This is a genomic window from Mesorhizobium sp. CCNWLY176 (assembly GCF_037153935.1).
Lineage (GTDB): Bacteria > Pseudomonadota > Alphaproteobacteria > Rhizobiales > Rhizobiaceae > Mesorhizobium_M > Mesorhizobium_M zhangyense.
In genome coordinates this window covers 17,979-43,956 of sequence record NZ_JBBBDZ010000019.1, presented here as the reverse complement: position 1 = coordinate 43,956, position 25,978 = coordinate 17,979, and the positions used below count along the sequence as shown (strand labels likewise).

Sequence of the window (25,978 nt, the reverse complement as noted above, 5' to 3'; positions counted from 1 at the left end):
GTTCTTTCTTACGCATGATCTTGTCCAAAAAGTCTGCAACTTTTTGGGATCTTGCTTCCTACGCTACTCCAGCGATCGCTTTGGCGAAATCGCTTGCGGAAAATGGTTCGAGGTCGTCGACCTGTTCGCCGACGCCGATGAAATAGACCGGCAGCTTGTGCTTGGCGGCAATCGCGACAAGGATGCCGCCGCGCGCCGTGCCGTCCAGCTTGGTCATGACCAGCCCGTTGACGCCGGCGATGTTGCGGAAGATCTCGACCTGGTTGAGGGCGTTCTGGCCGGTGGTGGCATCGACCGTCTGCAGCACGGTGTGCGGCGCTTCCGGGTCGTGCTTGTTGAGCACGCGGACGATCTTTTCCAGTTCGGCCATCAGCTCGGCCTTGTTCTGCAGGCGCCCGGCGGTATCGATGATCAGCACGTCGGAGCCTGCCTCCTTCGCCTTGACGAAGGCGTCAAAGGCAAGACCTGCGGCATCCGCGCCGAGTTTCGAGGCGACGACCGGCGAGTTGGTGCGCTCGCCCCAGATTTTCAGCTGCTCGATCGCCGCGGCACGGAAGGTGTCGCCGGCGGCCAGCATCACCGACAGACCGCCATCGGTCAGCTTTGCCGCGAGCTTGCCGATCGTGGTTGTCTTGCCGGTGCCATTGACGCCGACGACCAGAATGACATGCGGCTTGTGCGACAGGTCGAGTTCCAGCGGCATCGCCACCGGCTTCAGCACCTTTTCGATCTCGACCGCCATGATGGCGCGGACTTCGGCGTCCGAAACGTCCTTCCCGTAGCGGGTGGAAGCCAGCGCATCGGTGACGCGCAGTGCCGTTTCCATGCCGAGATCGGCGCGGATCAGCACGTCTTCCAGCTCCTCCAGCGTCTCCTCGTCCAGCTTGCGCTTGGTGAAGACGCCGGCGATGCTGCCGGAAAGCTCCTTCGACGAGCGTGACAGGCCCTGCCGCAGACGCTGGAACCACGACAGTTTTGGTTCGGGCGCGGCGGGTGCGACCGGCTCGGCCTTCTGCTCGACCTTCTTGGTGACGGTAACCTTGCCCGGGGCAGGCGGTGGCGTCGGCACCGGGGTTGGCTCGGGGGCGATTTCATCGCGCAGAGGGTCGGTCTCGACCGGCTCCGGCTGGCGCAGCGGCGGGAAAATCTCGGCTGCGGGTGCAGCGAGTTCTTCCTCATCACCGGGAGGTAGGGGTGCCTCGGCGTCGATAGCAGCAACTTCGTCTGTCGTGCTCGCCTGTTCGCGTTCCGGCTCATCCGAGCGAACCGGAATTTCCACGGGTACCAGGGCAGATTCGGGCTCCGCCGGTGATGGAGCGGGCGCAGGAATCTCTATGGGCGCAGGCGCGGGTACCGGCTCTGCTGGTTGCGGCGGCACTTCCTGCGGGGCAGGTTGTGGCTCGGGCGTCGGTTCTGTCGGCGGCGTTGGAACTTCGACCGGAGCCGGAATTGGCGCAGGCTCGTCCGGTTGTGCGGAAACCTCTTCCGGAACCGCTGGCTGCGGCTCGGGCGTTGGTTCGGCTGGTGCCGGAATCTCGACAGGCTGTAGCTCAGGCTCTACCGGAGCTGGTTCTGGCTCGACAGGTGTTGGAGCTGGTGCCGGGACGGCGGGTTCAGGCTCTACCGGAACAGGGGCGGGCGCTGGCTTTTCGGGTGCAGGTGCAGGCTCTTCAGGTGCCGGTGGCTCCGGCTGCGTCGTCGGCTCTGCTTCGGCAGGAGCAGGCGCTTCGTCGGCCTCCTCACGTCGCAGGAAATCGGGAAGCGCTGGGCGCTCGGTCGGAATTTCCTCGGCGTCCTCTCCCCCCTCGAGGGGGAGGTGGTCCGAAGGACCAGAGGGGGTCGGTTCGACCGGGCTCGACGGTTCTGCGACGACAGATTCCTCCGTCGCATCCGACGATCCGACGACCCCACCCCGATCGACTTCGTCGACCGAGGGGGAGGGGGACATAGCCACTTCCGCCTCAGTTGCAGGCAGCGCTGCCTGCTCTTCCACCGGCTCGGGCTCGACCTCCTCGACCTTCTTGCGGCCGAAGGAGAAGACTTTCTTGATGAAGTCGAATGCCATGCTTTGCTTCTCAGGCCGCGCGGCGGGCGGCGGCAGCGGCGGTCAGCCGTGCGCCGTCATGGCCGGTGATGGTGGCGGCAAGGATTTCGCCGGGCTGGCCGCCATCGATGGCCGCCAGCGTGAAACCTTCGGTGCGGCCGATCCCGTTGCGCTCGACAAGAAGCGACTGGTTCGTGCCGACGAGCTTGTCCAGATGCCGCCTGTATGCAGCCTCGCCGGCGGCGCGCAGGCGCGCGGCGCGCTCCTTGATGGCGCGGCCGGAAACCTGCGGCATGCGCGCTGCGGGCGTGCCCTCGCGCGGCGAATAGGGGAAGACGTGGAGATGGGTCAGACCGCATTCCTCGACGATCTTTTCCGAATTAGCAAACATTTCTTCCGTCTCCGTCGGGAAGCCGGCGATGATGTCGGCGCCGAAGACGATATCGGGTCGAAGTGCACGCACATCCGCGCAGAAGCGGATCGAATCGTCGCGTAGATGGCGGCGCTTCATGCGCTTCAGGATCATGTCGTCGCCCGATTGCAGCGACAGATGCAGATGCGGCATCAGCCGCTTTTCGGTGGCGATGGCGTCGAGAAGGTCGTCGTCGGCCTCGATGGAATCGATGGACGACAGGCGCAGCCGCTGCACGTCGGGAACCTGCGCAAGGATGGTCTTGACGAGCTTGCCGAGTTTTGGCGTGCCCGGCAGGTCGGCGCCGAAACTGGTCATGTCGACGCCGGTCAGTACGATCTCGGCATAGCCATTGCCGGTCAGGCGCTTGATCTGCTCGACCACGGCGCCCATCGGCACGGAGCGTGAATTGCCGCGGCCATAGGGGATGATGCAGAAGGTGCAGCGATGGTCGCAGCCGTTCTGCACCTGCACGAAAGCGCGCGCCCGGCCCTCGATGGCATCGACCATGTGGGATGCCGTCTCGCGCACGCTCATGATGTCGTTGACGCGGGCCTTTTCGGTGTCGTTGACGCCGAAGTCGGGCAATGCGCGGTAATTGTGCGACTTCAGCTTTTCCTCGTTGCCGAGCACGAGGTCGACCTCGCCCATGGCCGTGAAGGCGGCAGGGTCGGTCTGGGCGGCGCAGCCGGTGACGATGATGCGGGCGTCGGGATTTTCGCGCCGCGCCTTGCGGATCGACTGCTTGGCCTGACGCACGGCCTCGGCGGTGACGGCGCAGGTGTTGAAGATGACGGCGCCGTTCTTGAGTTCGCCAAGACCCGCGGCCTCGGCCTCGCGGCGCATCACCTCGGATTCGTAGGTGTTCAGCCGGCAGCCGAATGTGACGACATCGACCGCCATCAGGCCGCGCCCTCGATTTCGCGCTGCCACGCGCCGGTGGCGGGATTGAAGTTGCCGGAAAATTCCCATTCAGCCGGGCCGGTCATGACGACATGGTCGTCGGCGCGCCATTCGACTGTCAGGCGACCGCCGCTCGGTACCGTGACCTCGACCTTGCGGCCGGTGCGGTTGGTGCGGGCGGCGCAAACGACTGCCGCGCAGGTGGCCGAACCGCAGGCGAGCGTCAGGCCGGCGCCGCGTTCCCAGGTGCGCAGGTTCAGCGTTTCGCGCGAGGTGACCTGCGCGATGGAGATATTGGCGCGCTCGGGAAAGATCGGATGGTTTTCGAGCAGCGGGCCGAAACGGTCGAGCTCATAGGACCAGACATCGTTGTCCACCCAGAAGATCGCATGCGGATTGCCCATGGACGCGACGGACGGCGAATGCAGCACCGGCGCGTCGATCGGGCCGATCTGCAGCTCGATCATGCGGGTATCGCGGAATTCCTCGGCCAGCGGGATATCCTGCCAGCCGAAGCGTGGAATGCCCATGTCGACGGAGATCAGGCCGTCGGCATGTTCCTCGGCGTTGAGGATGCCGGCGACGGTTTCGAAGGTGAAGATCTTCTGCCCGGTTTCGGCAGCGAGCGCCTGTACGACGCAGCGCATGCCATTGCCGCAGGCCTGCGCCATGGTGCCGTCGGAATTGATGATCTCGATATAGTTGATCGTACCCGGCGTGCGCGGGTCATAGATGGCCATGATCTGGTCGAACTTGGTCGCCGGGTCGACGTTCAGCGCGATGGCCGCAGCCGGCGTAATGCGATCGGCACGGCTGCGCATATCGGCAACGATGATCTCGTTGCCGAGCCCGTTCATCTTGGCGAAAGGCGCGGTCATGCTCATTTCGGCCTATATGGCGGAAATGACGGCGAATTACCAGTGGCGAAGGGCGCGCCGCAATGGCATCGCCCCTCGTCGCGATCGGCTTGGCCGATGCTAGCTGTTGCGGGTCATCTCGAACAGGAACCAGACGCGGCGCTCGGCTTCGTCGATGAAGTTTTCGAGCAGGCTGGCGGTGGCGACGTCGTTTTCCTCGTCGCAGACGTCGTGGGTAGAGCGCATGGAGGCGATCAGCGCCTCATTGTCCTGGCGCAGTTCGGCCAGCATGTCCTCAGGCGTTACGAAGTCGGCATCGTTGTCGGGAATGCGCTGTAGCCGGGCGATATGGCCGATCGAGCGCAGCGAGGTGCCTCCCAGTTTGCGTGCGCGCTCGGCGATCACGTCTGTCATGGCGAAGATCTGGTCGCCGTGCTCGTCCAGCAGCAGATGGTAGTCGCGGAAATGCGGCCCGCTCATATGCCAGTGGAAGTTCTTGGTCTTCAGATAAATTGCGAAAACGTCGGCCAGAAGGGCATTCAGCGCCCCGGTGATGTCGCGTCGCGCATTGTCGCCGAGGCCGGTGGGCGTGGTGAGCGGGGCCTTGCGGTTCTTCTTGGCCTTGTCCGTATCCGGCATGATGAGCTCCTGTAGGGGTTTGTGCGGTGCCTTCCAGAAATGCAGGCCATTGAACTCCGTTCCTTGGCCATATCGAAATTCATACCACAACAGCCTGCAAAGGTCGTTCCGGCTATCTCAAGCAAATGCCTGCGCCAGTTCCACATCGAACCGGCCTGCGAGACGCAGATACTCATCAGCCCATCCGCTGCTTATGCTGGCCTCCTGAAGAGGGCCGGTCGGCGCAAAAATAACTTTCATCTTCAACTTGTTCGGCATCGAGCCCGATCGAAGCTGCGCGAGCATGTCCTCCATTTCCGCGATAAAATCTTCTTCATTGTCGAACCGCAGGGCATGAATGACGTCCTGGAACACGTCGATCAGCCCTGCCAGTTTGCTTGCTGTCATGCCGGCTCAGGCTCCTATATCCGCTTTCGTAAGTACCCCCGGCACATCCCAGACCTCGCCGGCGAGCATGGCGCGGAATTTCTCGCGGGCGACGCCGTGAGTGTCCAGCGCTTCTTGCAGCTTGGCGCGGGGTTCGTCGATCGGTTCGTTGGTGAGCTGGAAGGTGCCCCAGTGGCAGCCGGCGGCGAAGGCGGCGTTGGCAAGCAGCATGCCTTGCACGGCCTCGTCCGGGTTCTGATGCTGCGGCTTCATGAACCAGCGCGGCTCATAGGCACCGATCGGCAATATGGCGAAGCGGAAGCCGCCATGTTTTTCGGCAACCAGTCGATAGTTGATGCCGTCGTGAAAGCCGGTGTCGCCGGCGAAATAGATTTTTCCGGCCGGCGTGCCGATGACGAAGCCGGCCCACAGTGCCATACGCCGGTCCTTTGCGCCGCGCGCCGACCAGTGATGGGCCGGCTCGATATGAATGGTGATGCCTTCGAGTTCGAAACTGTCGCCCCAGTCGCCGCTGACGACGCGCATTTCAGGCGCCCCGGCGCGGATGATGATGTCGTTGCCGTGGGGCGTGATGACCAGCGGGTCGTGGGCTGCCTGCAGAAGCTTCAGCGTCGCAACGTCGAGATGGTCGTAGTGATTGTGGCTGACGAGAACGATGTGGATCGGCGGCAAATCCTCGAAGGCGATGCCGGGCGGGTTCACGCGCTTGGGGCCGGCGAAGGTGAATGGCGACACGCGCTCGGACCAGACAGGGTCCGTCAATATGTTCAGCCCGGCGACCTGGATGAGCAGCGAGGCGTGGCCGACCATCGTGACGCGCAGATCGTCGCCGGCAATCTTTCGCGCCGGTTTTGCCTGGGTAAAGGGCGTCGGCCATGAGGCAGGCCATTTGGACCGGCCGCCGCCGAGCTGCCATTTCAGCAGCGCCGAAAAGCTGCCGGGCGGGGTGCCGTCAGGATTGAAGAAGATGCGGCCGTCGAAATGATCGCTCTCGGGGCCTTGGTAATATGGATTTGGTGTTTTCGGTTTCCTGGCCATCTGATGCTCAAGATAAAGGTGCAGGGGGCTGGTGCAAGCATTTGATGGCTGCAAGATCAAGCAGAGGCATACCGGTTTTCTAATATAGAACCGGCAACTGAGGGAGAGTGCCGTGAAGAAGCGAACCAAGCAGCCCTGGATGGCGGCAGACGATTTCGGCCGCTCGCTGCCGCGCGGCATCGGCGTCAATCTTCTCGTTCGCGAGATCGCGCCCATGGAGGATTTCTGCCGCGACGTGCTCGGCGCGCAGATCATCTATGCCGACGAAGATTTCGCTGCGGTCCAGCTTCTCGGCTCTGTGTTCATGCTGCATGCCGACCATTCCTACCTCAACAACCCGATGACAGGGGTCATTGCGGGCGTGGAAACACGCGGTGCGGGACTGGAGATCAGGCTCTACGGCGCAGATCCAGACCGCATCGAGACGATGGCGCGCAAGCACGATCACATCGTGCTGGCCGGTTCGGTCGACAAGCCGCATGGTATTCGCGAATGCCATATCGTCGGACCGGACGGCTATGTCTTCGTGCCAAGCCTTGCGATTAACAGTTGACGCTGATTCTGCGATATTTTTGCAACAACCGCTGCCGCAAACCGTATTTTAACCATATGCGGTTGAAATCTGCCCATTATCGCCCTGTTTGTAGGGATGGTGAATTTAAGCGGGTGGCGGACCCGGGCTCCGACGGAGGTTTTAGATGATTTTTTCGAGAACGGGCCTGTTGGCCGTATCGCTTCTGGCGCTGGCGGCAAGCGGGTGCCAGAGCGATCGCATGTCTTCGATGGACACGCAGCCCGCGCCGCTTCCGGCTGCTCCGGCAGGCCGCGTCACAACCGGCACGCTGCCGCCTCCGGCTGCTCCCGGTACGACCGATCCGTCGCAGTTTCCGAGTGCACCGGGTGCCGGAACGCAGGTCGCCGGCCTGCCGCCTGCTGCCGCTCCGCAGCCCGACGCCAATGCGCCCGACCTTTCGGCCGGCAGCGTCGCCGGCGTCTGGAATGCTTCCGTTTCCGGCCAGAGCTGCCGCGTCGCCACTCCGCAGACCAAGTTCGGCCAGGGTTTCCGCGCCGGCCCGCTGCGCTGCCCGGCTCCGATCGATGGCGTGAAGTCGTGGAATGTCGCCGGCAAGCAGCTTACCCTCTATGATGAAAACGGCGGAACGCTGGCGCGCCTCTATTCTTCCGGCGCTTCGAAATTCGACGGCCAGACCGAGAGCGGCGTGCCGATCTCGCTCAGCAGATAAGACACAAGCGGCGTCTTTATTTCGGCGCGCGATCCTGTAAGAAAGCCCGCAGCTTTCGGGGATCGTGCCCGAAAAATCCGACCACGGATCTCCAGAGACATGATCAATGCATCTGCGTGACGGTATCCAGACGCGAGCTACCGTCCGGCAGCGTTACGACCATCTCGCCGAGACGGGCGCGCTGGAGCGCGACCCGGCGCAGGAAGTCATCGTCGGCGCACTCGACCGGCTGATCGACGAGCTTTGCTCAAAACGGCTGGCGCAGAAATCCAGCGCGCTCGGCTGGCTGTTCGGCAAGAAGCGCGAGAACCAGGCGCCCGTCAAAGGGCTCTACATCCATGGCGATGTCGGCCGCGGCAAGACCATGCTGATGGACATGTTCTTCGAGCTGGTGCCGGTGCGGCGCAAGCGGCGCATCCATTTCAACGACTTCATGGCCGATGTGCAGGACCGCATCCAGAAGCATCGCCTCGCCCGCAAGAATGGCGAGACGAAGGAAGACGATCCGATCCCGCCGGTGGCGGCTGCACTTGCCGACGAAGCCTGGGTGCTGTGCTTCGACGAGTTTTCCGTGACCGATATCGCTGACGCGATGATCCTGTCGCGGCTGTTTTCTGCACTTTTTGCGCAAGGCGTGGTGCTGGTGGCGACGTCGAACGTGGCGCCCGACGATCTCTATCGCGACGGGCTGAACCGGGCGCTTTTCCTGCCCTTCATCAGTATTCTCAAGCGTCATGCCGACGTGCTCGACCTCGATGCCGACAAGGATTACCGGCTTGAGAAGCTGAACCGCATGCCGGTCTATATGACGCCGCCGGGCGCTGAGACCGACCGGCAGATGGACGAGGCCTGGAAGGCGATGACCCATGGCGCGCTGGCAGAGGCTGCGTCACTGACGGTCAAGGGCCGACAGGTGGCCGTGCCGGTCGCTGCCGGCGATGCGGCGCGCTTCACCTTCGCCGAGCTGTGCGAGAAACCGCATGGCGCGCGCGACTATCTGGCGATCACCGGGCGCTTTTCGACGATCTTCGTCGACCATGTGCCGGTGCTGGCCGAGAACAGGCGCAACGAGGCCAAGCGTTTTATTCTCTTCGTAGATACGGTCTACGACCATCATGTCCGGCTGGTGGTCAGCGCCGAAGCGCCGCCGCAGGAGCTTTACGTCGGCAAGCGCGGCACGGAGGCCTTCGAGTTCGATCGGACCACATCGCGGCTTATGGAGATGCAGAGCCGCGACTGGCTCGACGACTGGGCGGTGCGCCATGCGCCCGCGCAATCCCAGGAAGCCGGCAAATCTTTGACGGCGTGACGTTCATTTCGCGAAAACTTTGACGTTTACGTAACTCCATTTGTTTCTAACCGATTGAAATCCTTGAGGTCAAAATAATCGGTTGAATTTCAAGCCCTATGGGTCTAATTCCAACGGCGAAATTCTGGCTGCATAACCCTGATCCATCTGGCCTAAACGCTCTATCCACCGGCGCCATCGTGCCCGGTTACAGACAAAGGGAAAACATCCTCACATGGCACGCAACAAGATAGCCCTCATCGGTTCCGGCATGATTGGCGGCACGCTCGCCCATATGATCGGCCTCAAGGAACTCGGCGACGTCGCCCTCTTCGACATCGCGGAGGGCATTCCGCAGGGCAAAGGCCTCGATATTGCTGAATCCTCGCCGGTCGACGGCTTCGACGCGCGCTATACCGGCGTCAACGACTATGCCGGCATCGAGGGTGCGGATGTCTGCATCGTCACCGCCGGCGTGCCGCGCAAGCCCGGCATGAGCCGCGACGACCTGATCGGCATCAATCTCAAGGTGATGGAGCAGGTCGGCGCCGGCATCAAGAAGTATGCGCCCAACGCTTTCGTCATCTGCATCACCAACCCGCTCGACGCCATGGTCTGGGCGCTGCAGAAGTTCTCCGGCCTGCCGAAGAGCCATGTCGTCGGCATGGCCGGCGTGCTCGACTCGGCCCGCTTCCGTTATTTCCTCGCCGACGAGTTCAAGGTTTCGGTCGAGGATGTCAGCGCCATGACGCTTGGCGGCCACGGCGACGACATGGTGCCGATGGTGCGCTATTCGACGGTTGCCGGCATTCCGCTGCCGGACCTCGTCAAGATGGGCTGGACCAGCCAGGAGAAGCTCGACGCCATCGTCGAGCGTACCCGCAAGGGCGGCGGCGAGATCGTTGGCCTGCTCAAGACCGGCTCGGCCTATTATGCGCCGGCTGCCTCGGCGATCGCCATGGCCGAAAGCTACCTCCGCGACAAGAAGCGCGTGCTGCCTTGCGCTGCCTATCTCAGCGGCCAGTACGGCGTGAAGGACATGTATGTCGGCGTGCCGGTGGTGATCGGTGCCGGTGGTGTCGAGCGCATCATCGAGATCGACTTCAACAAGACGGAAGAAAAGATGTTCGAGACGTCGGTCGCGGCCGTGAAGGGCCTTTGCGAAGCCTGCGTCGGCATTTCGCCCAATCTCGGCGGCAAGTGAGGATCGGCTCATGAACATCCATGAATATCAGGGCAAGGCGCTGCTGAAGGGTTTTGGCGCGCCGGTGGCCGAAGGTGTGGCGATCTTCAACGCCGGTGAGGCTGAGGCTGCTGCCAGGAAACTGCCCGGACCGCTCTATGTGGTGAAGAGCCAGATCCATGCCGGCGGCCGCGGCAAGGGTAAGTTCAAGGAGCTTTCGGCGGACGCCAAGGGCGGCGTGCGGCTGGCGAAGTCGATCGAAGACGTCGTCGCCAACGCCAAGGAGATGCTCGGCAACACGCTGGTGACCAAGCAGACCGGCCCGGCCGGCAAGCAGGTCAACCGCCTCTATATCGAGGACGGCGCCGACATCGACCGCGAGCTTTATCTGTCGATCCTCGTCGACCGCACAGTCGGTCGCGTCGCCTTCGTGGTTTCGACCGAGGGCGGCATGGACATCGAGGCTGTCGCTCATGACACGCCGGAAAAGATCATCACCGTTGCGATCGATCCCGAAAAGGGCGTGACCGCCGAAGACCTCAAGGCGCTGAACGGCGCGCTGAAGCTTTCGGGTGAGGCGGCTGCGGACGGCGAAAAGCTGTTCCCGATCCTCTACAAGGCCTTTGTCGAGAAGGACATGAGCCTGCTCGAGGTCAACCCGCTGATCGTCATGACCAATGGCCGCCTGCGCGTGCTGGACGCCAAGGTGTCGTTTGACAACAACGCCCTGTTCCGTCATCCCGACGTGCTCGAACTGCGCGACACGACCGAAGAGGACGCAAAGGAGATCGAGGCGTCGAAATACGACCTCGCTTATGTCGCGCTCGACGGCAATATCGGCTGCATGGTCAATGGCGCCGGCCTTGCCATGGCAACCATGGACATCATCAAGCTCTATGGCGCAGAGCCGGCGAACTTCCTCGATGTCGGCGGCGGCGCTTCCAAGGAAAAGGTCACCGCGGCGTTCAAGATCATCACCGCAGACCCGGCGGTCGAAGGCATCCTGATCAACATCTTCGGCGGCATCATGAAGTGCGATGTCATTGCCGAGGGCGTGATCGCGGCGGTCAAGGAAGTGGGCCTCAAGGTTCCGCTGGTGGTGCGCCTCGAAGGCACCAACGCCGAACTCGGCAAGAAGATCATCAATGAGAGCGGCCTGAACGTCGTTTCCGCCGATGATCTCGACGATGCGGCCAAGAAGATCGTCGCGGCGGTGAAGGGCTGAGCCGATGCCTCCGCGCAAGATAAATCTCGTCGAGGCGGCGGATGCCAGGATCGATAAGGTCTTCGATCCGCATATCGCCGGCGACGTGAACGATGCGCAGGCCAAGGTCGCCAAATTCGGTGCGATGTTCGACTGGCACGCGCATGACAATGAGGACGAGGCCTTTCTCGTCCTGCGCGGAAAAATCGCCATCGATTTTCGCGACGGCCCGGTCGAACTAAGCGAGGGCGACTTTATTGTCGTGCCTCGCGGTGTCGAGCATCGGCCGCGCTCCATCACCGAAGAACCCGTTGTGCTGATGTTCGAGCCGGCAACGACGCTCAACACCGGCAATGCGAAAAGTGAATTGACCGTCGCAAACCTCAAGCGGCTTTAGGGGAAACAATGTCCATCCTCATCGACAAGAACACCAAAATCCTCGTCCAGGGCCTGACCGGCAAGACCGGCACGTTCCACACCGAGCAGGCGCTGGCCTATCACGGCACCAAGATGGTCGGCGGCATCCACCCGAAGAAGGGCGGCGAGAGCTGGACCGGCGCCAAGGGCGAGACCCTGCCGATCTTCGCAAGCGTTGCCGAAGGCAAGGAAAAGACCGGCGCCAATGCGTCCGTCGTCTATGTCCCGCCGGCAGGTGCAGCTGAGGCGATCATCGAGGCGATCGAGGCGGAAATCCCGCTGATCGTCTGCATCACCGAGGGCATCCCGGTTGCCGACATGATCAAGGTCAAGGCGCGCCTCGACCGTTCGACGTCGCGCCTGATCGGGCCGAACTGCCCGGGCATCGTCACGCCCGACCAGTGCAAGATCGGCATCATGCCCGGCAACATCTTCCGCAAGGGCTCGGTCGGCGTTGTTTCGCGCTCCGGCACGCTTACATATGAGGCGGTGTTCCAGACGACGAATGCCGGACTTGGTCAGTCGACCGCCGTCGGCATCGGCGGCGATCCAGTCAAGGGTACGGAATTCATCGACATGCTCGAAATGTTCCTGGCCGACGAAGAGACCAAGTCGATCATCATGATCGGCGAGATCGGCGGTTCGGCCGAGGAAGATGCAGCGCAGTTCCTGATCGACGAGGCCAAGCGCGGCCGCAAGAAGCCGATGGCCGGCTTCATCGCCGGTCGCACTGCTCCCGCCGGCCGCACCATGGGCCATGCAGGCGCTGTGATCTCCGGCGGCAAGGGCGGTGCGGAAGACAAGATCGCGGCGATGGAAGCGGCAGGCATCCGCGTGTCGCCGTCGCCGGCACGTCTCGGCACGACGCTGGTTGAGGCGATCAAGGGTTAAGGGAATAAGGGAGTAGGGCAGTAAGGCAGTAGGGAAAGCACCAACATACTCCCCTACTGCCCTATTCTCCTACTCCCCTGACAAAGGAGACGGAGCGAAAACTCCGGATAGAGAAAATGGCACGACAAGATCAGGCCAACGACCAGTTTTCCCTCACTTCGTTCCTCTATGGCGGCAATGCCGACTATATCGACGCGCTTTATGCCGCCTATGAGGACGATCCGTCATCGGTCGATCCGGAATGGCAGGATTTCTTCGCTTCGCTGAAGGACGATGCCGGCGACATCAAGAAGAACGCCAAGGGCGCTTCCTGGTCGACGCCGAGCTGGCCGCTGCAGTCGAACGGCGAACTCGTCTCGGCGCTGGACGGCAATTGGGGCCTGGTCGAAAAGCAGATCGAGAAGAAGGTGAAGGACAAGGCCGTTGCCAATGGCGTGGCCCTTTCCGACATCGACGTCCTGCAGGCGACGCGCGATTCCGTGCGCGCGATCATGATGATCCGCGCCTATCGCATGCGCGGCCATCTCCATGCCAATCTCGATCCTCTCGGCATCGCCAATCCCATCGAGGACTATAACGAGCTTTCGCCGGTCTCCTACGGCTTCACCGAAGCCGATTACGACCGCAAGATCTTTATCGACCATGTGCTCGGGCTCGAATATGCAAGCATCCGCGAGATGCTCGACATCCTGACGCGCACCTATTGCTCGACGCTCGGCGTCGAATTCATGCACATCTCCAACCCGGAGGAGAAGGCCTGGATTCAGGCCCGCATCGAGGGGCCGGACAAGGGCATCGCGTTTACCGCCGAGGGCAAGAAGGCGATCATGCAGAAGCTGATCGAGGCCGAAGGCTTCGAGCAGTTCATCGACGTCAAGTACAAGGGCACCAAGCGCTTCGGCCTCGACGGCGGTGAATCGCTGATTCCGGCGCTGGAGCAGATCATGAAGCGCGGCGGCGCGCTCGGCATGAAGGACATCGTGCTCGGCATGGCCCATCGCGGCCGCCTCAACGTGCTTTCCCAGGTGATGGCCAAGCCGCACCGCGCCATCTTCCACGAATTCAAGGGCGGCTCCTATGCGCCCGACGACGTCGAAGGCTCGGGCGACGTGAAGTACCATCTTGGCGCATCGTCGGACCGCGAGTTCGACGGCAACAAGGTGCATTTGTCGCTGACGGCCAACCCGTCGCATCTGGAAATCGTCGACCCTGTCGTTATGGGCAAGGCCCGCGCCAAGCAGGACCAGCTCTACGGCCGCACGCCGCGCGATGAGATCGTGCCGCTGGAGGAACGCGCCAAGGTGCTGCCGCTGCTGCTGCACGGCGATGCGGCCTTTGCCGGCCAGGGCGTGATCGCCGAAATCCTCGGCCTGTCGGGCCTGCGCGGCCACCGCGTTGCCGGCACGCTGCATTTCATCATCAACAACCAGATCGGCTTTACGACGAACCCGCGCTTCTCGCGCTCGTCGCCCTATCCGTCTGACGTCGCCAAGATGATCGAGGCGCCGATCTTCCATGTGAACGGCGACGATCCGGAAGCGGTGGTTTATGCCGCCAAGGTGGCGATCGAATTCCGCATGAAGTTCCACAAGCCGGTGGTGGTGGACATGTTCTGCTATCGCCGCTTCGGCCACAATGAGGGCGATGAGCCGGCATTCACCCAGCCGATCATGTATCGCAACATCCGCACCCACAAGACGACGGTGCAGATCTATGGCGACAAGCTGATTGCCGAGGGCCATATCAGCCAGGAAGAGTTCGACAAGATGAAGGCCGACTGGCGCGCTCATCTCGAATCCGAATGGGAAGTCGGCCAGCACTACAAACCCAACAAGGCCGACTGGCTGGACGGCGCATGGTCGGGCCTGCGCACGGCCGACAATGAGGACGAGCAGCGGCGCGGCAAGACCGCAATGCCGGTCAAGACGCTGAAGGAAATCGGCAAGAAGCTGACCGAGGTGCCGCAGGGCTTCGAGGCGCACAAGACCATCCAGCGCTTCCTCGAGACGCGGCGCAAGATGATCGATTCGGGCGAAGGCATCGACTGGTCGACGGCCGAGGCGCTGGCCTTCGGCTCGATCCTGCTCGACGGCAATCCCATCCGGCTTTCGGGTCAGGATTCGGAGCGCGGCACGTTTTCGCAGCGCCATTCCGTCCTCTACGACCAGAAGGATGAAAACCGCTACATCCCGCTCAACAACCTCTCGGCCGCCCAGGCGAATTTCGAAGTCATCAACTCGATGCTTTCGGAAGAGGCTGTGCTTGGTTTCGAGTATGGCTATTCGCTGGCCGAGCCCAAGGCGCTGACGCTTTGGGAAGCGCAGTTCGGCGATTTCGCCAACGGTGCGCAGGTGGTGTTCGACCAGTTCATCTCGTCGGGCGAGCGCAAGTGGCTGCGCATGTCGGGTCTCGTCTGCCTCTTGCCGCACGGCTATGAGGGGCAGGGACCTGAGCATTCGTCGGCGAGGCTGGAGCGTTTCCTGCAGCTTTGCGCCGAAGACAACATGCAGGTCGCCTACTGCACGACGCCGGCTAACTATTTCCACATCCTGCGCCGCCAGCTCAAGCGCGACTTCCGCAAGCCGCTGATCCTGATGACGCCGAAGTCGCTGCTGCGCCACAAGCGGGCGGTTTCGACGATCGGCGAAATATCAGGCGAAAGCGCCTTCCATCGCCTGCTGTGGGACGATGCGCAGATGCTGCCGGACCAGGCGATCAAGCTCACCAAGGACTCGAAGATCCGCCGCGTCGTGCTGTGCTCGGGCAAGGTCTATTACGACCTCTACGAGGAGCGCGAGAAGCGCGGCATCAACGACATCTACCTGCTGCGCGTCGAACAGCTCTACCCGTTCCCGGCCAAGGCGCTGATCAACGAGCTGTCGCGCTTCCGCGGCGCGGAGATGGTGTGGTGCCAGGAAGAGCCGAAGAACATGGGTGCGTGGTCGTTCATCGACCCGTATCTGGAATGGGTGCTCGCCCATATCGACGCCAAGCATCAGCGCGTGCGCTATACGGGCCGCCCGGCGGCGGCATCGCCGGCAACGGGCCTGATGTCGAAGCATCTGGCGCAGCTCCAGGCGTTCCTCGACGACGCGCTCGGCGAATAATCCCTCAGTTCCAAAAACGGATAGGCAAAAAATGGCTACCGAAATCCGCGTCCCGACCCTCGGCGAATCCGTCAGCGAGGCGACCATCGGCAAATGGTTCAAGAAGGTCGGCGACGCGATTGCCGCCGACGAGCCGCTGGTCGAGCTTGAAACCGACAAGGTGACGATCGAAGTGCCGTCGCCGTCTGCCGGCACGTTGACCGAAATCGCAGCGGCCGAAGGCGAGACCGTCGGCGTTGGCGCCATTCTCGGCACGATTTCGGCAGGTGCCGGTGCTGCGCCCAAGCCCGCTGCCAAGGCGGAAGCCGCCAAGCCTGACGCCGTGGCGCAGGCCGCTGGTGCTTCCAGCGCTTCGACCACCAAGGAAGCCGCCGAGAAGACCGCAAAAATCGCCGGCGAAGGCGAGATCGAAGAGCGCAAGATGCCACCGGCTCCGGCCGCGGCCAAGCTGCTTGCCGAGAGCAACGCATCCGTCGATCAGGTGACCGGAACCGGCAAGCGCGGCCAGGTGCTTAAGGGCGATGTGCTCGACGCCATCTCCAAGGGCTTTTCCGCTCCGGCCGCTTCGGCGCCGGCAGCCCCGGTGGCAGCGCGCGTGCCATCGTCGGCAAGCGAGGAGGCTCGCGAGGAACGCGTGCGCATGACCAAGCTGCGCCAGACGATTGCGCGCCGCCTGAAGGAAGCGCAGTCGAACGCCGCCATGCTGACGACCTTCAACGAGGTCGACATGAAGGCGGTGATGGACCTGCGCACGAAGTACAAGGACGTGTTCGAGAAGAAGCACGGCGTGAAGCTCGGCTTCATGGGCTTCTTCACCAAGGCGGTGACGCACGCGCTGAAGGAAATCCCGGCAGTGAATGCCGAGATCGACGGCACCGACATCATCTACAAGAACTACGCCCATATCGGCGTTGCGGTCGGCACCGAAAAGGGTCTCGTCGTGCCGGTGGTGCGCGATGCCGACCAGATGTCGATTGCCGAGATCGAAAAAGAGATCGGCCGGCTGGGTCTGGCGGCCCGCGACGGCAAGCTGTCGGTCGCCGACATGCAGGGCGGCACCTTCACCATCTCCAATGGCGGCGTCTATGGTTCGCTGATGTCGACGCCGATCCTCAATGCGCCGCAGTCGGGCATTCTGGGCATGCACAAGATCCAGGACCGTCCGGTGGTCGTCGGCGGGCAGATCGTCATCCGCCCGATGATGTATCTGGCGCTGTCCTATGACCACCGCATCGTCGACGGCAAGGAAGCCGTGACCTTCCTGGTGCGCGTCAAGGAAAGCCTGGAAGACCCGGAACGTCTGGTGCTGGACCTCTGAGGTCCAGCCGTTTGAATTGGCGCATGATCTTTCCCGGAAATCTTCCGGTTCAAAGGGTCATGCGCTAGGCTTGCTGCCCCAAAGGAGCAGGACAATGGCCTTCGAACCCAACATTCCCCCCATCCAGGTGCATCTCTGCGTCAAGGGCGGCCGGGAGGCGATCGCTTTCTACGAGAAGGCCTTCGACGCGGTCGAGACCTTCGAGCAGATGGCCGAGGACGGCGTGCGCGTGCTGCATGCCAATCTGTCGATGTTCGGCTCAGAGGTCATGCTGCATGACGAGTTTCCGGAATTTGGCGGCGAGGTTCTGTCGCCGATGAGCCGTGGCGGCGCGGGGCTGACCATCAACATCAACCTGCCGACGCCTTCGGATGTGGATAGCGCCGTGGAACAGGCGGCTGAGGCGGGTGCTGTAATAACCATGGCGCCGGAAGACGCGTTCTGGGGCTCGCGCTATGCCAGGATCACCGACCCCTTCGGCCATGTCTGGGCCTTCAACGCGCCGCTGGAGAAGCAGTCGTGACGGGGGGCGGACTGCGCCTCTCACCGCGCGGATTTATGCGCGCCGCACTGTCGGGCGCGGTCGCCTTGATGTCATGCGGTTCCGCCTATGCAGCCTGCCCGATCGAGCTTTCGGTTTATGGCGACCGCGAAAAGGTGGCGTCGGTCGAGTTCACGCCGCGCGGCGAGGCCGCCGCCGTCACCAACCAGTTCCGCATGCTGCTCGACAATGACGTGGTGCTGGACGGCATCGTCATGTGGAGCGAGGGTGTGGCGCGGCCAAACGGCATGCTGATGTATAAATGCCCGGAGGGCGACGTCACCGGCGAGGAACTGGAAACCTGCACGGTCTGGCAGGGCGTCATCTATACCGCCGATGCGACGGGCACTATCGATCTGCTGCCGGCTCAGGGCGTGATCGCACCGGAGAAGCTCGTTTTCCCCGATCTCGCTCATTCGCTGCGCTATTCCTCCGCCTATGGCGAGAAGGGCTTTTCCAAGCTGCCCTGGGACGTTTTCTCTATACAAGGGTGCCAGGAATGACCGGTGCTGCAAAATCCATCCTCGTCACCGGCGGCAGCCGGGGCATCGGTGCTGCGATCTGCCGGCTGGCGACTGAGCGCGGATACCGGGTCGCAGTTAATTACGCGTCCAATGCGGGTGCTGCCGAAGAGCTGGTCGCCGAGATCACGGCGAAGGGCGGCGACGCCTTTGCGGTGAAGGGCGATGTCGGCAGCGAGACGGATGTGCTGGCAATGTTTTCGGCGGTGGACAGTCGCTTCGGCTCGCTGGATGCGCTGGTCAACAATGCGGGGATCGTCGATGTCAAAGCCCGTGTCGACGAAATGGCGCTGTCGCGGCTGGAGCGCATGATGCGCATCAACGTCATCGGCTCGATGCTGTGCGCCCGCGAGGCGGTGAAGCGTATGTCGACGCGCCATGGCGGCAAGGGCGGCGCGATCGTCAATATATCGTCGGTTGCGGCCGTGCTTGGTTCGCCGGGGGAGTATGTAGACTATGCCGCTTCCAAGGGCGCGATCGACAGTTTTACGGTGGGCCTGTCGAAGGAAGTGGCCCTGGAAGGCATACGCGTCAACGCCGTGCGGCCGGGCATCGTCGACACCGAAATCCATGCGTCCGGCGGTCAGCCGGATCGCGTCGAGCGGATGAAGGGCGTGGTTCCCATGGGACGCGGCGGAACGGCCGAAGAAATCGCAAATACCGTGCTCTGGCTTCTATCGAATGAGGCGTCCTATGCGACGGGCGCATTGGTGAACATTAGTGGTGGGCGCTGAGTTGCCCGAGATTGAAGGATTTTATCATGGCTTATGATGTGGTGGTGATTGGAACCGGCCCCGGCGGCTATGTGTGCGCCATCAAGGCGGCGCAGCTTGGCCTGAAGACTGCCGTGGTCGAGAAGCGGCCCACCCATGGCGGCACCTGCGTCAATGTCGGCTGCATCCCCTCCAAGGCGCTGCTGCATGCTTCCGAGATGTTTGCCGAGGTCTCGCATTTCGACGCGCTCGGCGTAGAAGTCGGCAAGCCGAAGCTGAACCTCAAGCAGATGCTTGCCCACAAGGACCAGACGGTCGACCAGAACGTCAAGGGCCTCGACTTCCTGATGAAGAAGAACAAGATCGACGTGCTGCGCGGCACCGGCAAGATCGTTGCCGCCGGCAAGGTGTCGGTGACCGGCGATGACGGTAAGGTCCAGGAAGTCGAGACGAAGAACATCGTTATTGCCACCGGCTCGGATGTCGCCGGCATTCCCGGCGTCAAGGTCGATATCGACGAGAAGGTGATCGTGTCGTCCACCGGCGCGCTCGATTTCGCCAAGGTGCCTGCCACGATGATCGTGGTCGGCGGCGGCGTCATCGGCCTTGAGCTTGGCTCGGTCTGGTCACGTCTCGGCACCAAGGTGACGGTGGTCGAGTATCTCGACACGATCCTCGGTGGCATGGACGGCGAGGTGGCAAAACAGTTCCAGCGTATGCTGGCCAAGCAGGGTTTCGAGTTCAAGCTCTCTTCGAAGGTCACCGGCGTGGTGAAATCGAAGAAGGGGGCAACCGTCACCTTCGAGCCGGTGAAGGGTGGTGATGCCGAGACGATCGAGGCCGATGTTGTGCTGATCGCCACGGGTCGCAAGCCCTATACGGAAGGGCTCGGGCTTGCCGAGGCCGGTGTCGAGCTGGACGAGCGTGGCCGGGTGAAGACCGACGGACATCTGAAGACCAATGTGGCGGGCATCTATGCGATCGGCGACGTGATTGCCGGCCCGATGCTGGCGCACAAGGCCGAGGACGAGGGCGTCGCGGTTGCCGAGATCATCGCTGGCCAGGCCGGCCATGTTAATTACGATGTCATCCCCGGCGTCGTCTATACGAGCCCGGAAGTGGCCTCCGTCGGCAAGACCGAGGAAGAGCTGAAGAAGGCGGGTATCGACTACAAGGTCGGCAAGTTCCCCTTCACGGCCAATGGCCGCGCGCGCGCCATGCTCAAGACTGACGGCTTCGTGAAAATCCTCGCCGACAAGGCGACCGACCGGGTACTGGGCGCGCATATCGTCGGCTTCGGCGCCGGCGAAATGATCCACGAGGCGGCGGTGCTGATGGAGTTCGGCGGCTCGTCGGAAGATCTTGCCCGCACCTGCCACGCGCACCCGACCATGTCGGAAGCCGTGAAGGAAGCAGCACTCGCGACCTTCTTCAAGCCGATCCATATCTGATGGCTGCCGACATGTGGGCGTGGCTGCGCGCCAACTTCCTGAAACTTGGTGTCGTCGCTTTGGTCGTCGATGTGATTTCGCGTTTTTACGCGCAAATCGGGATGCAGTGGATATCAGACGCCGCGTCGGGCTTGAACCTGACATTCGATCAAACGATACGCTTCGCCTATCTGGTCACGGTGTTCGACATTGCCGCGAGTTTGTTGTGGGGGCTGTTCTCGCTCGGATTTGCGAGCAAGGTCTTGACGGTGCTCAATCGCGATAATGAAAAGCCGTAGTATTCCAAGGATCAAAAGAAACGGCCCGCTGAAAGCGGGCCGCTTGCGTTTTCAGGATGCTCTATCAGCTTACTGCGCGGGGGCGGCAGGAGCCGGAGCAGGGGTTGCCGGGGCAGGAGCCGGCTCAGCCGGAGCCGGGGCAGCAGGCGCTGACGACTCAGGCGCCGGCGTTGCAGGCGTTGCCGGTGCGGCGGGAGCCGTCGCGTCAGGCGCAGGCGCCATAGGGGCAGGCGTCGCGGGGGCTGTTTCTGTCGCTGCCGGAGGTGTTGCCTGTTCCACAGGCGAGTTCGGCGTGGTCGGCACAAAAATGAAATAGGCGATCACGGCAAGAACGAGAACGATCGCTGCTATCAGGATGCCGCTGCCGCCGGATCTCGACTGCACGACGGTGTTCTCGATCGGGCGGCTGTTGTTGGCCGCATTGAGGCGCGGGTCGGCTTCCGCGCTGGAAGCAAGCGGTGGTACGGGGTTCATCGGATCCGTTTCACGCGGATCCGGAATGCGCTGAGGATTGGCCATGGTGGTGGTCTCCGTCGGTTGCACTGTTATCAAAACGCGCAGTATTCGATTTGGTTTCATCCGCCAGAGATTCAGCTATGTGCGGATGAGAAGGCGGCGTTACGCCACGCCGCAGGCGCGGTCGAAACATGCTAGTTTCAACGGGATTTGTAGAAACCGAGGTTCCTGACATGCCTGCGGTACAAAGCTTTCCAAAATCCGGCGAATTGCTGCCCGGCGCGAGCTTCGCCGATCGCTATGCCGTCGTGATCGACGGGCAGGCGTTCGATGCGATTACGGCCGCCGAGCGGGCCATTCTCAACGGCCCGGCCTGGGTCAGCCGGTTGCTGGCGCTGCGCAATCTTCTGGTCAAACCGTTCGGACTGAAAACCGGCGGCGTCGACCTTCAGCCGCACCAAAGGCAAGTGGGGATGTTTCCCGTCATAAGCCAGACCGCATCCAGGGTCGTTCTGGGGCTGGATGACCGGCATCTCGATTTCAGGCTGCTGGTCGATGTGAAGGAACTCGGCGAAGGCAGGCAGGAGGTCAGCGCATCGACGCTGGTCGCCCCGCACAACTGGCTTGGCCGGGTCTATTTGGCGATCATCATGCCCTTTCACCGGATCATCGTGCCGGCTATGCTGGCGCGGGTTGGGCGAGGTTAGAGCGGTTTTCTGGAATTGCTCTAGCGGTCCGCGACGGTGACGGTAAAACCGTCCTTGCGGAAGAGTTCGACCAGGCCATTGTCACCCGGCAGATGCAGCGCACCGACCGCGATGAAGGCATTGCCGCGCGCCAGAATGGGCTCGGCATGTTCGACCATCACGCGGTTGCGGGCGGTGACCATGGTTTCCTCGAAATCGGCGTAGCCGGCATCGTCGCTTTCGCCGCTGGGCAGAACGGCGCGGAACAGCGGCCAGAACATGCCGATCTCGCCCTTCTGGTAGAGCACGATCATGGTTTCGGTGACATCGTCCATGCGGTCGCCGAGTTTCAGCGTCTCGACCAGACCCTTCATGTGGAAGTCGAGCGGCAGCGAGGCCATGGCGCGAAGCTGGTCGGCGATCGTTTCCAGCCCCTCGAGCGTCTTGCCCTGCGCCTCGGCGTCCTTGGCGAGCTTGATGTCGAGCACTGGCGCCCCTTGCGCCTTGCGGGCAAGTTCGCAGGCCGGCAGCGCAACCACCGCCGACAGCATCCATGGCTTCATCTTGGCGACGCTTGCCGGCGGAATGCCGCGCGCTTCCAGCGCCTTGTCGACGGTCGCGGCGTCTTCTGGCGACAGCAGCGAGGTCAGCGTCGTGCCGTCGGTGAACATTGTCAGGTCGGGTTCCTTCATGATCGCGGCCATCATCTTTGCCTGATCGATAACCTCCGTCGTTTCGATGACGACGGTGTCTGCGGCATCGAAGGCTTTCTGCGCCGCCGGCGTCAGCGAGGTGACGCGCGGGTCGGTCATGTGCATGGTGCCGAACAGGAAGGACGGCTTTTCGCCGGGCTTTTCGAGCTTCCACAAAAGGCCCTGGCCGTTGACGGTTTGGGCAGCTTCCAGCTTGATCTTTTCCAGCAGCGCCGGGTCGCTTTTCTGGAGGGCCACCAGCATATCGGTGCCCTTGCAGGCCGGGGCCTCGGCATGGGCCTTGCCCATGGCCAGCAACGTCACGACGACGAAGGAAATCAAAAACAGCACGTTGAGCGCCACGACAAGGGCGAGTGCGGTGAGTGCGGTGCGGTCGGCAATGGCAGGCAAGCGTTTCATGCCCAAGATGTAGGCGCAAAAAACGGCGAAACGGTTAATCGCGATGCGAAAATTATCGCCTTAACGCTCAGGCGCGGGGATGTGCTGCCTCGTAGATTTCAAGCAGCCGCGCGGTATCGACGCCGGTGTAGACCTGCGTGGTCGACAGGCTGGCATGGCCGAGCAGTTCCTGGATGGTGCGCAGGTCGCCGCCACGTCCGAGCAGGTGGGTGGCGAAGGAATGGCGCAGCGCATGCGGGGTCGCCGTATCAGGCAGGTTGAGCGCGGAGCGCAGCTTCTGCATCTCGCGCTGGATGATTGCCGGGTTGAGCGGCCCGCCGCGCGTGCCGCGAAACAGCGGCGTCTCCGGCCCGAGATGATAGGGGCAGAGCTTGCGGTATTCCGCCACCGCCTGAAGCGCCACCGGCAGGACGGGAACGAGCCGCGTCTTGCCGCCCTTGCCGGTGATGCGCAGGACCGTGTCCGAAGGACTGGAAAGATCCAGCCCGGTAAGGCCGAGCGCTTCGGAAATGCGCAGGCCCGAGCCATAGAGCAGCGTCAGCACGGCGGCATTGCGGGCTGCGACCCACGGCTCTTCGGCAAGCTGCTCGTCGCCTGAGACGACGCGCCTGGCGTCAATAGCGGTCAGTGGCTTGGGCAGGGACTTCGGCTGTTTCGGAGCGCGCAAGGCTGCGGCACCCGCGGCGTTGACGAGGCCCTTTCGTTCCATGAACCGCAGCAGGGAGCGGATGCCGGCAAGGCCACGGCCAAGCGTGCGCGCGCCGGCACCGCCGCTGCGGCGCGAGGCCAGGAAGGCGCGCAGATCGGCCGGGCGAAGGTCTTTTATGTCGGAGATGCCGGGCGCGCCGCCGCAATGGCCGGTGAGGAACTGGAAGAACTGGCGCGTGTCGCGCTCATAGGCGTCGACCGTCAGGGCCGACAGGCGGCGTTCCCCAGCCAGCGCTTTCAGCCATTGCTCCCGCGCCGACTGGAGGTCGGGCCGGGCGGCGATGAGGAATTCCTGCTGCATGGACTGTCTCTCGATGAGTCGTCAGATGCTGAAGCAAGCGGGTTAGCAAGGCGTGAAGGCCGCCGAGATTGAAAAGCTACGGCATGGGCGATAGAGACGGGCAAAGGATCGAAAAACCCATGCCCAAACCCAAGAATCCCATCCAGATGGCCATTGTCGGCGCCGCCCACGGCATCAAGGGGGAGCTGCGCGTGAAAACCTTCACCGGCGATCCGCTGGCGCTGGCCGACTACGGGCCGCTCTATACCAGTGATGGCAGGGCTTTCGAGATTGTCGATATCAGGCCGGCAAACACGGTGGTCGTCGTCCGCTTCAAGGGCGTCGGTGATCGCAATGCGGCGGAAGCGCTGACGGGCACGGAGCTTTTCGTCGATCGCTCGGCGCTCCCGGATGACGGCGATGATGACGAGTTTTATCACGCTGATCTGGTCGGGCTCGCCGTGAAGGATGAAACCGGTGCTGCCGTCGGCAAGGTGAGTGCGGTGCAGAATTTCGGCGGCGGCGACATTCTGGAAGTCACCTATCAGGGCCGGAAGGGCGTGCTGATCCCCTTCACCGAGGCCGCGGTGCCGGAGATCGACATCGATGCCGGCTTCGTGCGCATCGACACGGTGGCTGCGGGGTTGGTCGAGGACGGCGACGATGGCTCGGAAGAGCGTGCCGCCGAGAAGGCCGAGAATTCGAAGACAAAAAGCCGGCCGCGCGGGCCGAAGGATGCCGGGGGCAACCGGTGAGCGGTTTTCGCGCCAGCGTGCTGACGCTTTACCCCGAAATGTTTCCGGGCGCGCTCGGCATTTCGCTGGCCGGGCGGGCGCTGGAGCGCGGCGACTGGTCGCTGGAGGCGGTGCAGATCCGCGATTTCGCCACAGACAAGCATCGCACGGTGGATGACACGCCGGCGGGCGGTGGTGCGGGCATGGTGATGCGCGCCGATATTCTGGCTAGGGCCATCGATGCCGCAGCACCCGCGGAAGACCCGCGGCCGAAGCTGCTGATGAGCCCGCGTGGAAAGCCGTTGACGCAGGCCCGCGTACGCGAACTGGCGGCGGGGCCGGGCGTGATGATCCTGTGCGGGCGTTTCGAAGGCGTCGACCAGCGCGTCATCGAGGCGCGAGCTCTTGAAGAGGTTTCTATCGGCGATTTTATTCTTTCCGGCGGCGAACCGGCGGCGCTTGTGCTGCTAGACGCCGTGGTGCGGCTGTTGCCCGGCGTGATGGGCAACGAAGTGTCGGGCGACGAGGAAAGTTTCGAGAACGGCCTGCTCGAGCATCCGCATTACACGCGGCCGCAGGAATTCGAGGGTATTTCTATTCCTGAGGTGCTGACCTCCGGCAATCATGGCAAGATCGCAGCATGGCGGCGCGAGCAGGCCGAGAAACTGACCGAGGAACGGCGGCCCGACCTGTTTTCGGCCTATGAACGGCCCAAAACCGGCAAAAAAGCTGCGACAAAGGCGTGACAATCGCGCGGGAAGCGTGTATGTGCCCGCTCGCAACCGGGAAAAATCTCCCGGACCCGTCAACGAAAGACGGTGAAATCGCCCCTGCCTCGGCTTCTCGCAGAGAAGATAAGGCATAGCCAAGCGGTCTTTGAACTGGGTGGCAAGTGCAGGGCGCTCTGACTGTTGAGAACCAAGAAAGAGGTCATTGCGATGGACATCATCCGTCAGATCGAGGCTGAACAGGCCGCCAAAATCGAAGCGAAGCGCAAGCTTCCCGAATTCCAGTCGGGCGATACCGTCCGCGTGCTGGTCCGCGTCACCGAAGGTACGCGCACCCGCGTCCAGGCTTATGAAGGCGTCGTCATCGGGCGCTCGGGCTCGGGCTTCCAGGAAAATTTCACCGTCCGCAAGATCTCCTATGGCGAAGGCGTCGAGCGCGTTTTCCCGGTCTACTCGCCGATGGTCGAGGGCGTCGAGATCGTCCGCCGCGGTAAGGTCCGTCGCGCCAAGCTCTATTACCTGCGCGATCGTCGCGGCAAGTCGGCCCGTATTACGGAAAATACCGGCGTGCGCGCCCGCAAGCTGAACGATGCCGAGCGCGACGCGCTGAACGCCGAGAAGGCCCGCATCGAAGCCGAGAAGATCGCAGCCGCCGAGGCTCTCGCCGCCGAAAAGGCAGCGCAGGAAGCCGCCGAGAAGAAGGCCGCTGCCGAAGCCGCAGCAGCCGCTGAGGCCGCCGCAGCTGCTGAGCCGGCCGCGGAATAATCTCTGCATCAGAACGTTTTCGAAAAGGCGGCTTCGGCCGCCTTTTTGCTTTTCGGAGATCGTGTGGCGTTGT

Annotated in this window: 27 protein-coding genes; 18 read left to right on the top strand and 9 right to left on the bottom strand. The window is 62.8% G+C overall.

The genetic code is table 11. The features are described 5' to 3' along the window. Positions 1-58: 58 nt before the first annotated feature. The 6 genes from ftsY to WBQ96_RS24725 form a co-directional block, all read right to left on the bottom strand. Positions 59-1,783: a signal recognition particle-docking protein FtsY gene (gene ftsY / locus WBQ96_RS24750; protein ID WP_336554968.1), complete on the bottom strand. Its 1,725-nt coding sequence runs from the start codon at positions 1,781-1,783 to the stop codon at positions 59-61. Between the two features lie 292 nt (positions 1,784-2,075). Next, complete coding sequence (gene mtaB, locus WBQ96_RS24745; protein WP_336554890.1) at positions 2,076-3,359, bottom strand: tRNA (N(6)-L-threonylcarbamoyladenosine(37)-C(2))-methylthiotransferase MtaB; 1,284 nt, start codon at positions 3,357-3,359, stop codon at positions 2,076-2,078. After that, the gene (gene dapF / locus WBQ96_RS24740) at positions 3,359-4,243 is read right to left on the bottom strand and encodes a diaminopimelate epimerase (protein ID WP_336554888.1); all 885 of its coding nucleotides are present in this window, start codon (positions 4,241-4,243) and stop codon (positions 3,359-3,361) included. Before dapF ends, mtaB begins: the two co-directional genes overlap by 1 nt. Positions 4,244-4,336: 93 nt before the next feature. Further along, complete coding sequence (locus tag WBQ96_RS24735; RefSeq protein ID WP_336554886.1) at positions 4,337-4,855, bottom strand: Dps family protein; 519 nt, start codon at positions 4,853-4,855, stop codon at positions 4,337-4,339. Positions 4,856-4,972: 117 nt separating this feature from the next. Further along, on the bottom strand, positions 4,973-5,242 hold the full coding sequence (locus WBQ96_RS24730) for a hypothetical protein (protein WP_336554885.1): 270 nt from the start codon (positions 5,240-5,242) through the stop codon (positions 4,973-4,975). A 6-nt stretch (positions 5,243-5,248) separates the two neighbouring features. Further along, positions 5,249-6,280: an MBL fold metallo-hydrolase gene (locus WBQ96_RS24725; protein ID WP_336554882.1), complete on the bottom strand. Its 1,032-nt coding sequence runs from the start codon at positions 6,278-6,280 to the stop codon at positions 5,249-5,251. A gap of 112 nt (positions 6,281-6,392) precedes the next feature. Here WBQ96_RS24725 and WBQ96_RS24720 point away from each other — a divergent pair, with 112 nt between their 5' ends. From WBQ96_RS24720 to WBQ96_RS24655, 14 genes are all read left to right on the top strand, one after another. After that, positions 6,393-6,833 carry a hypothetical protein gene (locus WBQ96_RS24720; RefSeq protein WP_336554881.1) on the top strand — a complete coding sequence of 147 codons (441 nt, stop codon included), beginning with the start codon at positions 6,393-6,395 and terminating at the stop codon, positions 6,831-6,833. A 145-nt stretch (positions 6,834-6,978) separates the two neighbouring features. After that, entirely contained in the window at positions 6,979-7,524 is a 546-nt protein-coding gene (locus WBQ96_RS24715; RefSeq protein ID WP_165117963.1) for a protease inhibitor Inh/omp19 family protein, read from the top strand. A 106-nt stretch (positions 7,525-7,630) separates the two neighbouring features. After that, entirely contained in the window at positions 7,631-8,833 is a 1,203-nt protein-coding gene (zapE, locus tag WBQ96_RS24710; protein WP_336554879.1) for a cell division protein ZapE, read from the top strand. Between the two features lie 214 nt (positions 8,834-9,047). Continuing rightward, positions 9,048-10,016, top strand: coding sequence for a malate dehydrogenase (gene mdh / locus WBQ96_RS24705; protein WP_336554878.1), 969 nt, complete (start codon positions 9,048-9,050; stop codon positions 10,014-10,016). Positions 10,017-10,026: 10 nt separating this feature from the next. Next, the gene (gene sucC / locus WBQ96_RS24700) at positions 10,027-11,220 is read left to right on the top strand and encodes an ADP-forming succinate--CoA ligase subunit beta (protein WP_336554876.1); all 1,194 of its coding nucleotides are present in this window, start codon (positions 10,027-10,029) and stop codon (positions 11,218-11,220) included. A gap of 4 nt (positions 11,221-11,224) precedes the next feature. Then, on the top strand, positions 11,225-11,596 hold the full coding sequence (locus WBQ96_RS24695) for a cupin domain-containing protein (protein ID WP_165117972.1): 372 nt from the start codon (positions 11,225-11,227) through the stop codon (positions 11,594-11,596). A gap of 8 nt (positions 11,597-11,604) precedes the next feature. Next, a complete protein-coding gene (gene sucD / locus WBQ96_RS24690) occupies positions 11,605-12,507 on the top strand; it encodes a succinate--CoA ligase subunit alpha (protein WP_336554873.1) in 903 nt (300 codons plus the stop codon). 116 nt (positions 12,508-12,623) lie between these two features. Next, positions 12,624-15,614 (top strand): 2-oxoglutarate dehydrogenase E1 component, encoded by a 2,991-nt coding sequence (locus WBQ96_RS24685; RefSeq protein ID WP_336554872.1) that lies wholly within the window; start codon positions 12,624-12,626, stop codon positions 15,612-15,614. A gap of 31 nt (positions 15,615-15,645) precedes the next feature. Further along, a complete protein-coding gene (gene odhB / locus WBQ96_RS24680; RefSeq protein WP_336554870.1) occupies positions 15,646-16,932 on the top strand; it encodes a 2-oxoglutarate dehydrogenase complex dihydrolipoyllysine-residue succinyltransferase in 1,287 nt (428 codons plus the stop codon). A gap of 94 nt (positions 16,933-17,026) precedes the next feature. Continuing rightward, positions 17,027-17,455, top strand: a complete 429-nt coding sequence (locus WBQ96_RS24675; RefSeq protein WP_336554868.1) for a VOC family protein — start codon at positions 17,027-17,029, stop codon at positions 17,453-17,455. 35 nt (positions 17,456-17,490) lie between these two features. Further along, positions 17,491-17,976 (top strand): hypothetical protein, encoded by a 486-nt coding sequence (locus WBQ96_RS24670; protein ID WP_336554966.1) that lies wholly within the window; start codon positions 17,491-17,493, stop codon positions 17,974-17,976. After that, a complete protein-coding gene (locus tag WBQ96_RS24665) occupies positions 17,973-18,728 on the top strand; it encodes an SDR family oxidoreductase (RefSeq protein WP_336554867.1) in 756 nt (251 codons plus the stop codon). The genes WBQ96_RS24670 and WBQ96_RS24665 overlap by 4 nt, the downstream gene beginning before the upstream one ends. Positions 18,729-18,754: 26 nt before the next feature. Then, entirely contained in the window at positions 18,755-20,158 is a 1,404-nt protein-coding gene (gene lpdA / locus WBQ96_RS24660) for a dihydrolipoyl dehydrogenase (protein ID WP_336554865.1), read from the top strand. Continuing rightward, complete coding sequence (locus WBQ96_RS24655) at positions 20,158-20,436, top strand: hypothetical protein (protein ID WP_165117986.1); 279 nt, start codon at positions 20,158-20,160, stop codon at positions 20,434-20,436. Before lpdA ends, WBQ96_RS24655 begins: the two co-directional genes overlap by 1 nt. Positions 20,437-20,505: 69 nt before the next feature. Here the strand turns inward: WBQ96_RS24655 and WBQ96_RS24650 are convergent, their stop codons facing one another. Continuing rightward, positions 20,506-20,955: a hypothetical protein gene (locus WBQ96_RS24650; RefSeq protein ID WP_205826676.1), complete on the bottom strand. Its 450-nt coding sequence runs from the start codon at positions 20,953-20,955 to the stop codon at positions 20,506-20,508. 170 nt (positions 20,956-21,125) lie between these two features. On the opposite strand from WBQ96_RS24650, the gene WBQ96_RS24645 reads away from it, so the two are divergent. Beyond that, complete coding sequence (locus WBQ96_RS24645; protein ID WP_165117988.1) at positions 21,126-21,599, top strand: DUF2867 domain-containing protein; 474 nt, start codon at positions 21,126-21,128, stop codon at positions 21,597-21,599. A gap of 20 nt (positions 21,600-21,619) precedes the next feature. Here WBQ96_RS24645 and WBQ96_RS24640 read toward each other — a convergent pair whose 3' ends face one another. Together WBQ96_RS24640 and WBQ96_RS24635 are read right to left on the bottom strand one after the other, a co-directional pair. Then, positions 21,620-22,690 carry a TraB/GumN family protein gene (locus WBQ96_RS24640; protein ID WP_336554859.1) on the bottom strand — a complete coding sequence of 357 codons (1,071 nt, stop codon included), beginning with the start codon at positions 22,688-22,690 and terminating at the stop codon, positions 21,620-21,622. Positions 22,691-22,757: 67 nt separating this feature from the next. Then, the gene (locus tag WBQ96_RS24635) at positions 22,758-23,699 is read right to left on the bottom strand and encodes a tyrosine recombinase XerC (protein ID WP_165117992.1); all 942 of its coding nucleotides are present in this window, start codon (positions 23,697-23,699) and stop codon (positions 22,758-22,760) included. 119 nt (positions 23,700-23,818) lie between these two features. Here WBQ96_RS24635 and rimM point away from each other — a divergent pair, with 119 nt between their 5' ends. The 3 genes from rimM to rplS all read left to right on the top strand — a co-directional run bounded on the left by rimM (position 23,819) and on the right by rplS (position 25,905). Next, positions 23,819-24,433, top strand: coding sequence for a ribosome maturation factor RimM (gene rimM / locus WBQ96_RS24630; protein WP_336554856.1), 615 nt, complete (start codon positions 23,819-23,821; stop codon positions 24,431-24,433). Continuing rightward, positions 24,430-25,158, top strand: coding sequence for a tRNA (guanosine(37)-N1)-methyltransferase TrmD (gene trmD / locus WBQ96_RS24625; RefSeq protein ID WP_336554855.1), 729 nt, complete (start codon positions 24,430-24,432; stop codon positions 25,156-25,158). Before rimM ends, trmD begins: the two co-directional genes overlap by 4 nt. Positions 25,159-25,350: 192 nt before the next feature. Beyond that, a complete protein-coding gene (rplS, locus tag WBQ96_RS24620; protein ID WP_091908728.1) occupies positions 25,351-25,905 on the top strand; it encodes a 50S ribosomal protein L19 in 555 nt (184 codons plus the stop codon). The last annotated feature ends 73 nt before the right edge of the window (positions 25,906-25,978 follow it).

Excerpts from the sequence above, each read along its gene's own strand:
- WBQ96_RS24665 (WP_336554867.1), top strand. The coding sequence starts at position 17,973 with ATGACCGGTGCTGCAAAATCCATCCTCGTCACCGGCGGCAGCCGGGGC.
- WBQ96_RS24735 (WP_336554886.1), bottom strand. The coding sequence starts at position 4,855 with ATGCCGGATACGGACAAGGCCAAGAAGAACCGCAAGGCCCCGCTCACC.
- WBQ96_RS24635 (WP_165117992.1), bottom strand. The coding sequence starts at position 23,699 with ATGCAGCAGGAATTCCTCATCGCCGCCCGGCCCGACCTCCAGTCGGCG.
- lpdA (WP_336554865.1), top strand. The coding sequence starts at position 18,755 with ATGGCTTATGATGTGGTGGTGATTGGAACCGGCCCCGGCGGCTATGTG.
- WBQ96_RS24670 (WP_336554966.1), top strand. The coding sequence starts at position 17,491 with ATGCGCGCCGCACTGTCGGGCGCGGTCGCCTTGATGTCATGCGGTTCC.
- mtaB (WP_336554890.1), bottom strand. The coding sequence starts at position 3,359 with ATGGCGGTCGATGTCGTCACATTCGGCTGCCGGCTGAACACCTACGAA.
- WBQ96_RS24730 (WP_336554885.1), bottom strand. The coding sequence starts at position 5,242 with ATGACAGCAAGCAAACTGGCAGGGCTGATCGACGTGTTCCAGGACGTC.
- WBQ96_RS24645 (WP_165117988.1), top strand. The coding sequence starts at position 21,126 with ATGCCTGCGGTACAAAGCTTTCCAAAATCCGGCGAATTGCTGCCCGGC.
- mdh (WP_336554878.1), top strand. The coding sequence starts at position 9,048 with ATGGCACGCAACAAGATAGCCCTCATCGGTTCCGGCATGATTGGCGGC.
- WBQ96_RS24695 (WP_165117972.1), top strand. The coding sequence starts at position 11,225 with ATGCCTCCGCGCAAGATAAATCTCGTCGAGGCGGCGGATGCCAGGATC.
- WBQ96_RS24725 (WP_336554882.1), bottom strand. The coding sequence starts at position 6,280 with ATGGCCAGGAAACCGAAAACACCAAATCCATATTACCAAGGCCCCGAG.
- zapE (WP_336554879.1), top strand. The coding sequence starts at position 7,631 with ATGCATCTGCGTGACGGTATCCAGACGCGAGCTACCGTCCGGCAGCGT.
- WBQ96_RS24655 (WP_165117986.1), top strand. The coding sequence starts at position 20,158 with ATGGCTGCCGACATGTGGGCGTGGCTGCGCGCCAACTTCCTGAAACTT.
- WBQ96_RS24640 (WP_336554859.1), bottom strand. The coding sequence starts at position 22,690 with ATGAAACGCTTGCCTGCCATTGCCGACCGCACCGCACTCACCGCACTC.
- rimM (WP_336554856.1), top strand. The coding sequence starts at position 23,819 with ATGCCCAAACCCAAGAATCCCATCCAGATGGCCATTGTCGGCGCCGCC.
- sucD (WP_336554873.1), top strand. The coding sequence starts at position 11,605 with ATGTCCATCCTCATCGACAAGAACACCAAAATCCTCGTCCAGGGCCTG.
- WBQ96_RS24715 (WP_165117963.1), top strand. The coding sequence starts at position 6,979 with ATGATTTTTTCGAGAACGGGCCTGTTGGCCGTATCGCTTCTGGCGCTG.
- sucC (WP_336554876.1), top strand. The coding sequence starts at position 10,027 with ATGAACATCCATGAATATCAGGGCAAGGCGCTGCTGAAGGGTTTTGGC.
- WBQ96_RS24685 (WP_336554872.1), top strand. The coding sequence starts at position 12,624 with ATGGCACGACAAGATCAGGCCAACGACCAGTTTTCCCTCACTTCGTTC.
- WBQ96_RS24675 (WP_336554868.1), top strand. The coding sequence starts at position 17,027 with ATGGCCTTCGAACCCAACATTCCCCCCATCCAGGTGCATCTCTGCGTC.
- dapF (WP_336554888.1), bottom strand. The coding sequence starts at position 4,243 with ATGAGCATGACCGCGCCTTTCGCCAAGATGAACGGGCTCGGCAACGAG.
- odhB (WP_336554870.1), top strand. The coding sequence starts at position 15,646 with ATGGCTACCGAAATCCGCGTCCCGACCCTCGGCGAATCCGTCAGCGAG.
- WBQ96_RS24650 (WP_205826676.1), bottom strand. The coding sequence starts at position 20,955 with ATGGCCAATCCTCAGCGCATTCCGGATCCGCGTGAAACGGATCCGATG.
- rplS (WP_091908728.1), top strand. The coding sequence starts at position 25,351 with ATGGACATCATCCGTCAGATCGAGGCTGAACAGGCCGCCAAAATCGAA.